The organism is Halolactibacillus halophilus, assembly GCF_900115605.1.
Taxonomy (GTDB): Bacteria; Bacillota; Bacilli; order Bacillales; family Amphibacillaceae; genus Halolactibacillus; species Halolactibacillus halophilus.
In genome coordinates, this window is record NZ_FOXC01000052.1 from 1 (window position 1) to 14,066 (window position 14,066).

A 14,066-nucleotide genomic window follows, 5' to 3' on the forward strand; every position below is an offset into this window, starting at 1 on the left:
ACATTTAGGCAGAAATAAGGTGCTAGTGAGTTATTTAAGTGAGCAATCTCTGTCTCACTTAAAATCCCTTCACCAACACCAAATATTATACAACCGAAAAAACCTTATCACACAAGTGATAAGGTTTAATTTTGCTGTCGCTTATATGCATCCGCATAATCAATAAGTGATACCGCGTGCGCACGCGAGGTATCGGTAATCTCTTTACCTGTCATCATTCGTGCTAATTCATCCGTCCGCGACTCAGCAGGTAATTCCGTGACTGTCGTAAAGGTATGATCATCCGTTTGTTGTTTTTCAATTAAAATATGCGTATCAGCCATTGCTGCCACTTGAGGTAAATGCGTGATACAAAGAACTTGTGAGCCATCAGCAATTGAGCCAATTTTTTCAGCAATAGCTTGAGCAACACGACCGCTTACCCCCGTATCTACTTCATCAAAAATGACACTGGTTATCCCTTGATGTTTGGCGAAAATTTTCTTTAACGCCAACATAATCCGTGATAATTCTCCACCAGATGCAACTTTATTTAGTGGTTTAATTGGTTCACCTGGATTAGTAGAAAGCAAGAACTGAACCACATCGTTACCGTTTACTCCAAGTTTAACTTGGTCAATGTTGTTTTTTCTTAATTGCGTTAAGTCTTGTTTTTTCGTAATATCGACTTTAAAATCCGCTTTTTCAAGATAGAGGTCGGCTAACTCTTGTCTAATCGCAACTTCAAGCGCTTTTTTTGCTTTTATTCGTAAATCATGTATGTGCTCTGCTTCAAGGGCAGCATCGCGCACTTTATCTTCAACGTCTTGCTTAAGTCGCGTCAGCGAACCGTCACGGTCTTCTAGTTGCTCAATTTCATCACTGATTTTCGCTTGATATTCAAGCATTTCATTGACACTTGTTCCATATTTACGCATTAAACGATACAACTCATTTAAACGGGACTCAATCAAATTCAAACGGTCAGGATTAAATTCAAATTGATCTAAGTAATCACGAAGTTGATAGGTGACATCTTCAATCATATAAAAAGCTTCCATATACGTGTTTTTAACATCCGTTAAATCTGTATCGTACTCACTAGCATCTAATAAGGACGTTTGAGCCATTGCCAACCAATCATTTGCTCGTTGCTCTGTTGATAGCGCTTTATACGCTTCTGTTACACCAGCATATATTTTTTCGGCGTGACTCAGTTTTTCTCGTTCTTCATTCAACTCCACATCTTCATTAGGTACGAGCTCTGCTTCTTGAAGTTCATTCAATTGAAAGGTTAATAAATCCAATCGCTGAATAATTTCCTGCTCATTCGACTGTAAATGTACAAGGCGATCTTTTACTTTCTTCCACTGACGATACATATCGTGATACTCTGACAGAGCTTGTCCAATGCCGTCTTGGTCAAATAAATCAAGTAACTCTATATGTAGTTCTTGATTCATCAATGATTGCGTTTCATGTTGGGTATGAATATCAATTAAGACACGTCCAAATTCTTTTAAAATGGCTAATGTGACAAGTGACCCATTCACACGACAAATACTCTTACCTGAATGTGAAATTGTGCGGTGTAAAATAACGATATCCTCATCAATTTCAACACCATAACTTTCTGCAATTTTATAGACAGGATGTTTAGGGTCTTCAAGCGAAAATAAACCTTCCAGTAAGGCTTTTTTTGCACCATGTTTAACAAATTCAACTGAACCTCTGCCACCAGCTAATAACTGGATGGCATCAATAATAATTGATTTACCAGCGCCCGTTTCACCAGTTAGTACAGTCAAACCTTCTTTAAACGGGACGTGTAATTGATCAATAATCGCAAAATCTTTAATCGATAATTCTCTCAGCAATCTCGCTCACTCCTAACTCGATGTTTATAACATCGCTAAAAAGCGTTGTTCAATTTCATCTGTTACGCCGACATCCCGACAAATAACGAGAATCGTATCATCACCACATATTGAGCCAACTACTTCTGGCCAATCAAGGTTATCAATCAACGCACCAAGGGCGTTCGCATTACCTGGTAATGTCTTAATGACAAGAAAATGCGTTGCTTTATCAATCCGGACAAAAGCATCGCGCATTAAACGTTTCAACTTTTCTAACGGATTAAAACGTTGATCTGCTGGCAAGCTATATTTATAATGCCCCTCCGATGTAGGGACCTTAACTAAATGTAACTCCTTGATATCACGTGAGATGGTCGCTTGAGTGACGGGATACCCCTCTTCTCGTAAAGCATCAACCAATTCATCTTGCGTTTCAATTTCATGATTTGTAATGTATTCTCTGATTTTAATGTGACGTTGACCTTTGTTCATGGCTCTCCGACCTTTCTCGTTAATGTGTCAGTGACTCATGAGCAGATTTAACCGTTTGTTCGATCAACTCATGGACATCCAAAGTTGTTTCGTTGGTGATAGTCTTTTTGATATGTGCTAAAAATTCAATATTACCATCGCCACCTGTAATCGGGGAATAGGTAAGATTACAAATAGTAAAGCCTTCAGCCATCATGAATAGTAATGTTTTTTCTAACACATCGTGGTGAACCGAAGGATCTCTTACAATGCCTTTTTTTCCGACTTGCGTTTTCCCTGCTTCAAATTGTGGTTTAATTAGAACGACAGCTTCTCCGTTCATCACAAGAATAGCTTTTAGCGGGGGAATGATCAATTTCAACGAAATAAATGAGACATCAATCGTCGCAAAATCCGGTAAACCAGCTGTAAATAAATCCGGCGTTGCATGACGGAAATTGGTTCGTTCCATCACTTTGACACGCGCATCATTTCGCAATTTCCAAGCGAGTTGATTGTACCCAACATCTAGCGCATAGCTTAGTTTCGCCCCATTCATTAAGGCACAATCAGTAAAACCACCGGTAGACGATCCAATATCAAGCATCGTGCGATCTTTGACGTCGATATCAAAATACATTAGCGCTTTCTCTAACTTTAAACCACCACGACCAACATATGGCATTACTTGCCCTTTAACTGCAAGTGGGATATCTTCGCTTACTTTTACGCCTGGCTTATCTAAACGTTCTGTACCTGAATAAACGAGACCAGCCATAACTGTTCGTTTGGCCTTCTCTCTTGTTTCAGCTAGGCCTCTTTCCACAAGCAACACATCTAACCGTACTTTTTTTACTTTCATAACATCGTTCCTTTTCTATGAACTCTCACTTATTTCTTAATCAATTTAATCTTAAAGCGATGATCCAAAAATGCTAAGACCTTACCTGCAACTAAAATAATATTCGTCGCAAATGTAATCGCTAAAGACTTCCCAATCGCTTTTCCACCGACAGTTAAAGCTGCGACGACACTGGTTAAGAAAACATTGATTGTGATTTGAATAAGACTACCTTCTCCGTAACCAAACAGCCTTGCTAGCTGCAAAACAACAATCGCTGACGCCGTCCCACTGATGACACCCGAAATATCTCCAACAACATCATTACAAAAACTTGCAAATCGATCGGCGTTTCTCACAATTAAAACGGCTTCTTTCGCGCCATAAACCTTTTCAGCAGCCATTGCATGAAACGGTGTCTCAATGGCGGCCGTCGCCGCTACACCAAGCGTATCAAACAGCACACCCATTAACACAATTGAGAACACAATCAACAGCCCAATCAACCAACCAACGCCACCTAAGACTGATGATGAAATGACTGAAAAAATTGCCGCTAACACGAAGGTGATAACGGCAATACTTATACTAAACTTTAACGTTTTTTTTAGTTGCGATGATGCCTTTGCCATGTAACCCCTACCTCACTCAGAATAAATATGTAATGGAATGGTCATTTATTAAGTAAAAACTGCGACTTAGGTCCAGTAGGTTTTCCCAAGTACAAACCAGATGTTGCCATCTTGGCGGTTCCCCTTTAATCGCACCTTAGCAACGTTACCGCTTGCTAGACTGGATTGCCACTCAGCACGCACTATAATCCCTAATAAATGTCTTATGAACAGTCTAGGAGTTTTCCTCGACAACTCTTAACCGTTTCCTAGCCTCTTTTGCAACACCAATTTCATACAGACGGCTAAATATATTTAGTGGCCACCTAAATATTAGTCAGCGATTTGCTGTAATCCCCTCGGTCATCACTCAAGGCAGGCTACGCTGTCAGTTGGAATCCCAATTGATCCACTTAACAGGTTCATACCCCAGTCCGCCATGTTCTTTAGCTAAAAAAGCACGACAGAGATGGGCCTCCGCGGAAGTAGGGTCAACGCCCACATGCCATTGTGGATCGCCCTACAACCTTAACTTCCAGCACCGACCCAAGGCTGGGCGCCTCAAGCCGCCACAAGAAACTTCATCGATGTGCCCTTTGGCAGATTTTTAGCCCTGCCTTCAGAAACGGAGAATCGACTAGAATACTGCACCATTCCCATTGCTATTAGTATATCAAAAAAAATAATGTTTGACCATTGTTTGACGTTTATTGTTTTATGAAAAGCGGTCGCTGAGAGAAATAACAAATTGAGCTAAGTTTGTGTTTAAAACACCAGTTAATTCAAGCTGGTGTTTTGTTTCATCGACAAACTTTTGTTTTTCTTTCTTCGCTCCCTCAAGTCCCAAAAGTTTTGGATACGTACTTTTATCATTGAGAACATCGCTCCCCACCTTTTTACCCAGTGCTTGTTCGTCACCAATGATGTCTAAAATATCGTCTTGGATCTGGAAAGTCAACCCAATGGCTGCAGCTGCTCGTTTCATCGCATCCACAACTTCTAGAGGCTGATGACTTAAAAATGCCCCCATTTCTAAAGCATAAATCAACAACTGACCTGTTTTTAAGTCATGGACTTGCTCTAGTTGATTGAGGGTGATATTAGTATCTTCATAACTTAAATCATACATCTGTCCCCCAACCATACCAGACGGGCCACTTACTTCGCTTAAGCGTTTTAATGCGTGAACTTTTTCATCGGCTGTAAGTCCTTTAGCTTCACTAATTAACTGAAAGCTATAGGTTAAGAGCGCATCTCCTGCTAAAATCGCCGTTGCCTCGTCAAATTTTTTATGGTTAGTTAATTCCCCGCGACGATAATCATCGTCATCCATTGCTGGTAAATCATCATGAATTAACGAATACGTATGTACACATTCTAAAGCAAGAGCGACAGGTAGTACTTTCTCAATGTCTGTACCAAATGCTTCTGCTGTCAATAACATCAGTATAGGACGTACGCGTTTTCCACCAACAGTAAGAGAGTAACGCATAGCTTGCTTTAATCGCGGATTTATTGTTTCTGCATCAAAAACTTGACCTAGACGTTGGTCAATCATCGTTTTATACTGATTTACTTGTTCATCGATCGTGTCCGTCATGCATCTTCTCCGTCGACCGGGAATGGTTGAGATTGATCATTTTCATCAATTAACTCGACGACTTGTTCCTCAACTGATTTCAAGCGCTCATCGCACCATTTTGATAAAGCAATCCCTTTTTGGTAATAATCGAGCGCTTCTTCAAGGGGAACATCTGCCGCTTCCAATTTGGTTACAATCGTTTCTAATTCTTTTAACGCGTCATCAAATTTACGTTCTTGTGTCATGTATAACCCTCTTTTCAACTCTATTTCTAAGTCTTATGTTGCCCTTAATCTTTTTGGTCATCTATCGTTTGAATTGTTGCTTCAAGTGTACCTTTTGCCAGTTTAATCTTGACCGTCTCACCGACGTTGACTTCTTTAGCCGATTTAACGAGCGTGTGATCCGCTCGGTAAACCAAACTATAACCTCGCTGCATCGTTTTGAGTGGACTGATTAATTCAAGTGCTTCAATCGTATGATAGAATCGTTGTTTATTTTTAGCTATTTGAGACATCATCGCTTGATCGAGCCGATGATTAAGGTGTGTGACGTTAGCCTGGTGCTGTTTAACTTGTTCATGTAAGGGCAAATTATTTAGCCTGTGAGCAAGGTGCTTATATGTGATTTGCTTTGTTATAAGACCTTGTTTTGTAGCTCGCGATAGACGGTCAAGCAGTTGGTCCAACTGTTGCTCTTTTTCAAACACCAATTTTTTAGGATACTTAAAAGCATAACTTGCTTTTAAACGCGCAAGCTGTTCTTTTTTCGATAATACTTGCTCATCGATTTGTTTCTGCAGGCGCATGTGCATATCGGTAAGCAATTGTTTGATTTGTGTAAGTTCTGGTACCGCCTGTACGGCCGCTCCTGTCGGTGTTGGGGCACGGTAATCACTAACAAAGTCGGTAATTGTAAAATCCGTTTCGTGACCGACGCCTGAAATAATTGGAATCTTTGATTGGTAGACAGCCCGAGCAACAGCCTCTTCATTAAATGGCCATAAATCTTCAATTGAACCACCACCACGACCTAAGATAATCACATCAGCCTGGTTAGCTTGATTGACTTCCTTGAGCCGTTTCACAATATTGTCCTTCGCACTCGCACCTTGAACAAGTGTCTGATAAACTGTCACCTTAGCAACCGGATAGCGTGCCTTTAGCGTTGACAAGATATCTTTTACAGCCGCTCCTGTTCTGGCTGTTAATACCGCAATGTGCTCAGGATACTTCGGAAGCATTTGTTTACGCACCGGGTCAAATAGACCTTCTCGCTCGAGCTTTTCTTTTAATTGCTCGAAAGCTAAATGGAGAGCTCCAACACCATCCGGCTGCATCTCATGGATATAGAGTTGATATTTTCCCTGGACCTCATAAACGTTTACTTCCCCTCGAACAATAACGTCCATACCATTTTCAGGTGTGAACGTTAGTTGTCTGTTATAGCCTTGAAACATTACGGCCTGGATTTGTGCGCCTTGGTCTTTCAACGTCAAATACATATGACCACGGTTATGATGTTTAAAATTTGAGATTTCTCCTTTTAACCAAAAAGACTTTAAGTGTGAATCCGTTTCAAATTTATGTTTAATATAACGGGTAAGCGCTGAGACCGTTAAAATTTTATTCGTCATATAAACACCTTACTTCTTTGTATGATGGTTTTTAGCTGCCTTAATTGTATTTTTCATGAGCATCGTAATGGTCATTGGTCCGACACCTTTTGGTACTGGTGTAATGTATGAAGCAACGGCTTTCGCTGATTCAAAATCAACATCACCTGTTAGTGTCCCTGCCTCGGTACGATTAACACCAACATCAATCACAACTGCGCCTGGTTTGATAAAAGAAGCATCAATCATTTCTTCACGGCCAACCGCCGCAATTAAAATGTCTGCTTGTTTGGTCATAGCTTTTAAATCCTTCGTACGAGAATGACAATAGGATACTGTAGCATGTTCATTTAGTAATAATTGCCCAACCGGTTTGCCAACGATATTACTCCGCCCAACAATAACCGCATGTTTACCAGCAATCTCGATATTTTTTGATTGTAACATCGTTAAAATACCGAAAGGTGTACACGGTAAAAACGTGTCTTGTTGGGTTAGCATCCGACCGATACTTATTGGATGAAAACCATCCACATCTTTTTCGGGACTGATCGCTTCAATGATAGCTTGTTCATTAATTTGATCAGGTAATGGTAATTGTACTAATATGCCATTAACGCTTTCATCATTATTTAGTTGCTCAATTAAGTCGAGTAGCGCTTGTTCACTTGTTGTATCCACTAAAGTAATCAGTTCTGAATTGATGCCGATAAAATCAGCCGCTTTTTGCTTACCAGACACGTAAGACTTTGAAGCTGGATCGTCACCGATTAATACAACAACGAGCTTAGGGACAATACCCTTCTCCTTTAAAGCCGTCACTTCCTCTTTCATCTCTTGTCGTAAAGATAAAGCTAATTGATCGCCATAAATAACTTCTGCTGCCAAACCGTCATCCCCTTTGTTTATTTATATAATTTAGATAGAACACCATTGACAAACTTGCCAGATTTCTCATCCCCATAAACTTTAGCGAGTTCAACCGCTTCATTAATTGCGACACCAATTGGTGTTTGAAGCGTGGAATCAATTTCATAAGTTGCCAGTCTCAACAACGTTTTTTCAACAGTAGCTAAACGTTTAAATGACCATTTTTCTAAAGTCTGATCAATCTTATTGTCAATCGTCTCTTTATTTTCAACAACACCATGAATCAGTGTTGATAAAAAATCATCCACTTCTTCGTCTTCCATACTTAATGTTATCGCCTCTTTTACATCAAAATCTTCATTATCTAATGAAAAGAGTACTTGAAATGCCTTTTCTCTTGCTAATCGTCGTTTCATTTATTATTCTCCTCGTTCCAATACAAATTATACTCTACTAAGAGTTTATCTTATCATAGTTTGGCTCGGTTGATAAAGAGAATTCATAAGAAATTCATAAATATTGACACTGTTCATATCGAACTGCCCCCACCTAACATTCTAACGAATGTTTGAGGAAGGTATCTTCTCGCCTTAATGCAATAAAAAAGAGCATGTAAAAGCTTACATGCTCTTCTTACTATTCTTTTGGTTGTTCTTCTTCTTTATCCATTTGAACACCAACAACGTGTACATTTATTTCCTGAATGTCTAGCGCTGTCATATTTTTTAATGTCTCACGAATATTGGTTTGTACTTTTTGAGCGACAACTGGAATGGTCACACCATAGTCAAATACAACAAAAACATCAATCATAACGCCTTCTTCCGTGAGCTCTACTTTTATTCCTTTACTGTGTGATTTAAGACCAAATTTTTCAGCCACACCGACAGCAAAGTTTCCACGTGTTGAATAAACACCTTTAATTTCACTTGTAGCAATACCAGCGATAACTTCGATGACATCAGGCGCAATTTCAACTTTGCCTAATTTTAAATCTTCGCTTACTCTTAATGTTTGTTCACTCATCTGGATCGACCCCTTTAAAGTTAATCGAGTTGTTCTTTAGTTAAGTCGTTGCTACTCTTCCATAATTGGATAGGTCTCTAGAAATTTTGTGTTAAAATCTCCTGATAAAAATACGGGGTGCATCATCATACGTTGATGGAACGGTATCGTTGTTTTAATGCCTTCAATAAAATATTCATCAAGGGCACGCTTCATCCGGTGAATCGCTTCTTGGCGTGTCTTACCATGAACAATAAGCTTCGCTACCATTGAATCATAGTGGGGCGGAATGCGGTAGCCTGGATAAACAAATGAGTCCACTCTTACACCAAAACCACCGGGTACTAAATATGAATGGATTTGTCCAGGTGTTGGCATAAAGGACCGATTGGGATCTTCAGCATTAATCCGACACTCCATTGCCCAGCCATCAAACACAACATCTGTTTGTTTAAATGACAATGGTTCTCCACTAGCCACATGAATTTGTTCTTTAATAAGATCGACACCCGTCACCATCTCAGTCACGGGATGTTCCACTTGAATTCGCGTGTTCATCTCCATGAAATAAAAGCTTTGTTTCGCTTTATCAAAAATAAACTCAACTGTACCTGCACCGGTATAATCGACCGCTTTAGCTGCATTAACTGCCGCTTGCCCCATTTCCTTGCGAATGGTTTCATTTATAGCAGGGGAAGGTGTCTCTTCGATTAGTTTTTGCATACGACGTTGAATAGAACAATCTCTCTCCCCTAAGTGTATCACATTACCAAAGTTATCGGCTAGTACTTGTATCTCGACATGCGAAAAATCTTCAATAAATTTCTCAATATAAACACCCGGATTGCCAAATGCCTTCTCAGCTTCTTGTTCAGTCACTCGAATCGCTTTTAAAAGACCTTCCGGTTCTCTTACAATCCGAATTCCCTTACCGCCTCCACCGGCCGTTGCTTTAATAATGACGGGAAAACCAATCTTCTCTGCCACCGTCACTGCTTCTTCTTCTGATTGAATAATACCTTCAGATCCTGGTACAACAGGTACGCCAGCTTTTTTCATCGTTTCTCGGGCAACATCTTTTGTGCCCATTTGTTGAATCGCATCGACACTTGGACCGACAAAAGCAATGTTACACTTGGCACAAATTTCAGCAAAATCAGCATTCTCAGCTAAAAAACCATAACCTGGATGAATCGCATCAACTTCTGTTAAATTCGCGACGCTCATAATCGCCGTAAAGTTTAAATAACTCTCTGAACTACTGGCCGGGCCAATACAATAAGCTTCATCTGCCAATTGAACATGGAGTGATTCGCGATCAGCTTCAGAAAAAATAGCAACTGTCTCAATCCCCATCTCTTTGCATGCCCGAATAATTCTTACCGCAATTTCCCCACGATTGGCAATCAATAATTTTTTAATCATAAGTTTCCCCCCCTATTGTGTCTTAATACCAAATAGAGGTTGATTATATTCAACAAGTTCTCCATTTTTCGCTAAAATCTCAATAATTTCACCGTCAACCTCTGCCTCAATTTCATTAAATAATTTCATTGCTTCAATGATACAGACCGTAGTGTTATCTTTAACCGTATCACCAATAGAAACAAAAGGATCGCTATCAGGGGATGACATCAAATAAAACGTGCCAACCATCGGTGATTTAATCACATGATCATAAGTTGCTTTGTCAGCTTCAACGGGCACTTGTTCAGGTGCTGTTTGTTGAACGGGCGTACTTGGTGCGGACTTAGTCGCTGCTTCAGGTACTTGAATTGGTGCAGCTGTCTCAGTCAGCATTACTTGCTGATCCTTTTTTAGTTTTAATATTTGATTATCTTGTTCTATTGCTAATTCAGTTAATGTTGATTGATCCAATGCTTCAATCAATTCTTTTACTTCTGCTATCGTGAACATTGTTGGAACACTCCTCAATTTTTATAGTGTTAAATAAGTTAACACTTATTTTTAATAACAGGTACTAACTCTTACTCTTAATATTTTAGTCGATGTTCATAAAAAGTTCAAGAAATGATTGAAATTTTCATTCTGGTTGATTCGATACCCGCTCTTTTCAAACGAAAAAATAGCTAAAACTAAAGCGATAAGGATATGGTACACCTAGTAAAGACACTAACGGCAGAAGGAGATTCAGTGAAACCAATATAGAGTTATAAATAAAACCAGCGATAATCCGTCCTTAGACAAATCATCGCTGGTTTAATCCCTAATATAATTTACGCACGTGAAACATATTTTCCGTCAGATGTATTAACAATAAGACGATCGCCTTGATTAATAAAAAACGGTACTTGTACAGTTAATCCTGTTTCCATAATCGCTGGTTTTGAACCGCCACTTGCTGTATCACCTTTTATTCCAGGTTCGGTTTCTGATACTTCAAGTTCTACGTTATTTGGAAGCGTAACACCTAAAATCTCTCCACCATATGAAATAACGTTTACTTCCATGTTTTCTTTTAAAAATTTCAATTCATATTCAATTTGTTTTTGACTTAGTTCTAATTGTTCATATGATTCCATATCCATAAATGTATACATATCACCTGAAGCATACAAATATTGCATTTTACGGTTATCAATATGGGCTTTCTCTACTTTTTCACCAGCACGAAAGGTTTTTTCTTGAATATTTCCACTGCGCAGACTGCGCAATTTTGAGCGCACAAACGCAGCCCCTTTACCTGGCTTGACATGTTGAAATTCAACAACTTGCCAAATATCTTTATCTACTTCGATTGTTAATCCTGTTTTAAAATCATTTACAGAAATCATTAAAAAATCCTCCTAAGCGTATCGATTACTTCTAACTATACTATAATAAGCTCTTTTGGCGCTTTATTCAAGCTTCTGTTACCATCTTTCGTAATAACAATATCATCTTCAATACGGCAACCACCGACATTAAGCACATAAATACCAGGTTCCACTGTGACAACCATATTCTCTTTCAGTGTGATCTCACCCATTGGTGACAAACGTGGCCCTTCATGTACTTCCATACCTAAACCATGACCTGTCCCGTGTCCAAAGTAATCACCGTAACCTTCTGCTTTGATATAGTCACGCGTTAACGCATCAGCTTCTTTGCCTGTCATACCCGCTTTTGTCCCTTTAATGCCTCGCATATGTGCTTCTAATACAGTATCATAAATCTTTCGCAGTTCATCACTAATTTCTCCAACAGCAAATGTCCGCGTCATGTCAGAACAATACCCTTTATAAAGGGCACCAAAGTCTAACGTAATCAATTCTCCAGTAGCGATTTTTTTATCCGATGCTACACCATGAGGTAAGGCTGAACGAACACCTGAGGCAACAATAATATCAAAACTAGACGAAGTTGCACCTTGTTTACGCATAAAGAATTCTAATTCATTAGAAACTTCAATCTCTGTCATACCCGGCTTAACAAAAGATAGGATATGATCGTAAGCTTGATCTGAGATCGCTGCGGCTTGTTCCATCACTTCTAGTTCAGCTTCTGTTTTGATCATTCTAATGTTTGCCAGCATGCCTGCTGTTGCGACTAACTCGGCGTTGATTTCTTTTGCATAAGCTTTATACGTTTGATGCGTTAGATCATCTTCCTCAAACCCAACCTTAGCTAAATCACGCACATCAATTAAGTCGGCTAACTTTTTGATAATCGATTGTTTGTGTTCAACAATAGAAAATCCTACGGCTTGTTTACTTGCCTGCTCCATATATCTAAAGTCAGTAAGAAAAATTTGTTCTTCCAGTGTAATTAAGACAATACCCGCCGTTCCTGTAAATCCGCTTATGTAGCGACGATTATAAGGGTTTGTTATGATCAACCCATCTAAATTTTGTTTCTTTAATTCATCGCGTAGTTTATTAATTTTTTGCAACTGATTCACTTCCCTTTCTGTTCTTTTCTTTTTATAGTGTACCATAACCACTTATTTATTTATAGCATCATCCCTTTATGTATGATATGATACAACTTTTTTGAGAAATCTTTCATTTACAGGATTACACCCACGGATTATTGGGAAGAAGGAACTATAAGAACGTCAAAAAGGAGTGATTCATGTGAGGCGACACTTACCGATATGGACATACATCATTTTTGGATTTGCTGCCGTAGGCTTGGTTACGACCATAATATTTGATATGACGAGCATCATTAGAAATATTCTTAGCACCATCTTAGTGGTTGCGGTCCTTTATGGTCTCGTTTATTTCTTTGTCCTTAGACACCGGCAACCAAATGATTTAAAAAAATACCGAAAAGCAGTAAAACAATCTAAGAAAAAGTACCAACAACCCAAGAAAGCAAACTATCACCAAGCTCAAAAACAACAAATGAAACAAAAAAAGCAAATAAACACAAAAAGAAAAAAGCAGAAACACGCTTCTCACTTGCGGGTCATTGACGGTAAAAAAGACCCTAATAAAAAAATAACATTATAATCAATCGACCATAAGTAAAAACGGTCTAAATAATTGGATGGTTTACTTCCCCCAATTATTTAGACCGTTTTTTAGCTAAGTTCCTCAGAATGCTTCTCTCTTACTTCTTTTAAAGCTTCTTCTCTTTTTATATCGCCCTCAAAATATTGAACAACATCTCCGATACGATCAATCGAGTTCCAGCTTAAATGATGTTCAATTCCTTCAACATCACCATAAATGTTTTCTTTATCCACACCAATGATACCTAAAAATTGTTCTAAAAGTTCATGTCGATAGACTAAACGTTTCCCTATTTTCTTTCCTTTAGCAGTTAAAATCAATCCACGGTACTTCTCGTAATTTAAGTAGCCATCTTTATCTAATTTTTTTACCATTTTAGTTACAGAAGAAGGATGAACAGATAGAGCTTCCGCGATATCAGACACTCGCGCATAGCCTTTTGATTCAATTAATAAGTAAATTTGTTCAATATAATCTTCCATACTTGGTGTTGGCATAATCATCCCTCACTTTCTTTACGTTGCGAAAACGTCGGCAGTATCTTTAAGATTACCATTATATTTTAGCATAAGTAAAGACTTGTTTGTAAAGTTATCAATTAAAAACCTGACTCTTGTGAACTACCCACCACTTACCACCCTTACGGGTTGCTTGAAGTGGGGGCTTCTTGGGTAATCACCACTTTTGGTAGCTGACGAAATTGACCAAGCTAACCCTCTTGTTCCAAGAGTTTATATTTTTATTAGGCACTTACTAATAAGCGAATGCCTTCC

At 38.9% G+C, this 14,066-nt stretch carries 16 protein-coding genes; 1 reads left to right on the plus strand and 15 read right to left on the minus strand.

Annotation, left to right across the window (positions count from 1 at the left end):
- Positions 1-125: 125 nt before the first annotated feature.
- The 14 genes from recN to BM098_RS12410 all read right to left on the minus strand — a co-directional run bounded on the left by recN (position 126) and on the right by BM098_RS12410 (position 12,725).
- Entirely contained in the window at positions 126-1,856 is a 1,731-nt protein-coding gene (recN, locus tag BM098_RS12345) for a DNA repair protein RecN (RefSeq protein ID WP_089833810.1), read from the minus strand.
- Between the two features lie 24 nt (positions 1,857-1,880).
- On the minus strand, positions 1,881-2,330 hold the full coding sequence (ahrC, locus tag BM098_RS12350) for a transcriptional regulator AhrC/ArgR (protein ID WP_089833812.1): 450 nt from the start codon (positions 2,328-2,330) through the stop codon (positions 1,881-1,883).
- A gap of 19 nt (positions 2,331-2,349) precedes the next feature.
- On the minus strand, positions 2,350-3,171 hold the full coding sequence (locus tag BM098_RS12355; protein WP_089833815.1) for a TlyA family RNA methyltransferase: 822 nt from the start codon (positions 3,169-3,171) through the stop codon (positions 2,350-2,352).
- Between the two features lie 29 nt (positions 3,172-3,200).
- The gene (locus tag BM098_RS12360) at positions 3,201-3,782 is read right to left on the minus strand and encodes a hypothetical protein (protein ID WP_089833817.1); all 582 of its coding nucleotides are present in this window, start codon (positions 3,780-3,782) and stop codon (positions 3,201-3,203) included.
- 694 nt (positions 3,783-4,476) lie between these two features.
- Positions 4,477-5,361: a polyprenyl synthetase family protein gene (locus BM098_RS12365; protein WP_089833819.1), complete on the minus strand. Its 885-nt coding sequence runs from the start codon at positions 5,359-5,361 to the stop codon at positions 4,477-4,479.
- Positions 5,358-5,588, minus strand: coding sequence for an exodeoxyribonuclease VII small subunit (gene xseB, locus BM098_RS12370; protein ID WP_089833821.1), 231 nt, complete (start codon positions 5,586-5,588; stop codon positions 5,358-5,360). The genes BM098_RS12365 and xseB overlap by 4 nt, the downstream gene beginning before the upstream one ends.
- 44 nt (positions 5,589-5,632) lie before the next feature.
- Positions 5,633-6,979, minus strand: a complete 1,347-nt coding sequence (gene xseA, locus BM098_RS12375; protein ID WP_089833823.1) for an exodeoxyribonuclease VII large subunit — start codon at positions 6,977-6,979, stop codon at positions 5,633-5,635.
- A gap of 9 nt (positions 6,980-6,988) precedes the next feature.
- Positions 6,989-7,846, minus strand: coding sequence for a bifunctional methylenetetrahydrofolate dehydrogenase/methenyltetrahydrofolate cyclohydrolase FolD (gene folD / locus BM098_RS12380; protein ID WP_089833825.1), 858 nt, complete (start codon positions 7,844-7,846; stop codon positions 6,989-6,991).
- A 17-nt stretch (positions 7,847-7,863) separates the two neighbouring features.
- Positions 7,864-8,244 (minus strand): transcription antitermination factor NusB, encoded by a 381-nt coding sequence (gene nusB / locus BM098_RS12385; RefSeq protein ID WP_089833827.1) that lies wholly within the window; start codon positions 8,242-8,244, stop codon positions 7,864-7,866.
- A gap of 220 nt (positions 8,245-8,464) precedes the next feature.
- Positions 8,465-8,854 carry an Asp23/Gls24 family envelope stress response protein gene (locus BM098_RS12390; protein WP_089833829.1) on the minus strand — a complete coding sequence of 130 codons (390 nt, stop codon included), beginning with the start codon at positions 8,852-8,854 and terminating at the stop codon, positions 8,465-8,467.
- A 51-nt stretch (positions 8,855-8,905) separates the two neighbouring features.
- On the minus strand, positions 8,906-10,258 hold the full coding sequence (gene accC, locus BM098_RS12395) for an acetyl-CoA carboxylase biotin carboxylase subunit (protein ID WP_089833831.1): 1,353 nt from the start codon (positions 10,256-10,258) through the stop codon (positions 8,906-8,908).
- A 12-nt stretch (positions 10,259-10,270) separates the two neighbouring features.
- On the minus strand, positions 10,271-10,750 hold the full coding sequence (accB, locus tag BM098_RS12400; protein ID WP_089833833.1) for an acetyl-CoA carboxylase biotin carboxyl carrier protein: 480 nt from the start codon (positions 10,748-10,750) through the stop codon (positions 10,271-10,273).
- Positions 10,751-11,070: 320 nt separating this feature from the next.
- The gene (gene efp, locus BM098_RS12405; protein ID WP_089833835.1) at positions 11,071-11,628 is read right to left on the minus strand and encodes an elongation factor P; all 558 of its coding nucleotides are present in this window, start codon (positions 11,626-11,628) and stop codon (positions 11,071-11,073) included.
- A 35-nt stretch (positions 11,629-11,663) separates the two neighbouring features.
- Complete coding sequence (locus tag BM098_RS12410; protein WP_089833837.1) at positions 11,664-12,725, minus strand: M24 family metallopeptidase; 1,062 nt, start codon at positions 12,723-12,725, stop codon at positions 11,664-11,666.
- 184 nt (positions 12,726-12,909) lie between these two features.
- Between BM098_RS12410 and BM098_RS12415 the strand changes: the two genes are divergently transcribed.
- On the plus strand, positions 12,910-13,290 hold the full coding sequence (locus BM098_RS12415; protein WP_089833839.1) for an SA1362 family protein: 381 nt from the start codon (positions 12,910-12,912) through the stop codon (positions 13,288-13,290).
- A 71-nt stretch (positions 13,291-13,361) separates the two neighbouring features.
- On the opposite strand, the gene mntR is transcribed toward BM098_RS12415, so the two are convergent.
- Complete coding sequence (gene mntR, locus BM098_RS12420) at positions 13,362-13,790, minus strand: transcriptional regulator MntR (RefSeq protein WP_089833841.1); 429 nt, start codon at positions 13,788-13,790, stop codon at positions 13,362-13,364.
- Positions 13,791-14,066 lie beyond the last annotated feature (276 nt).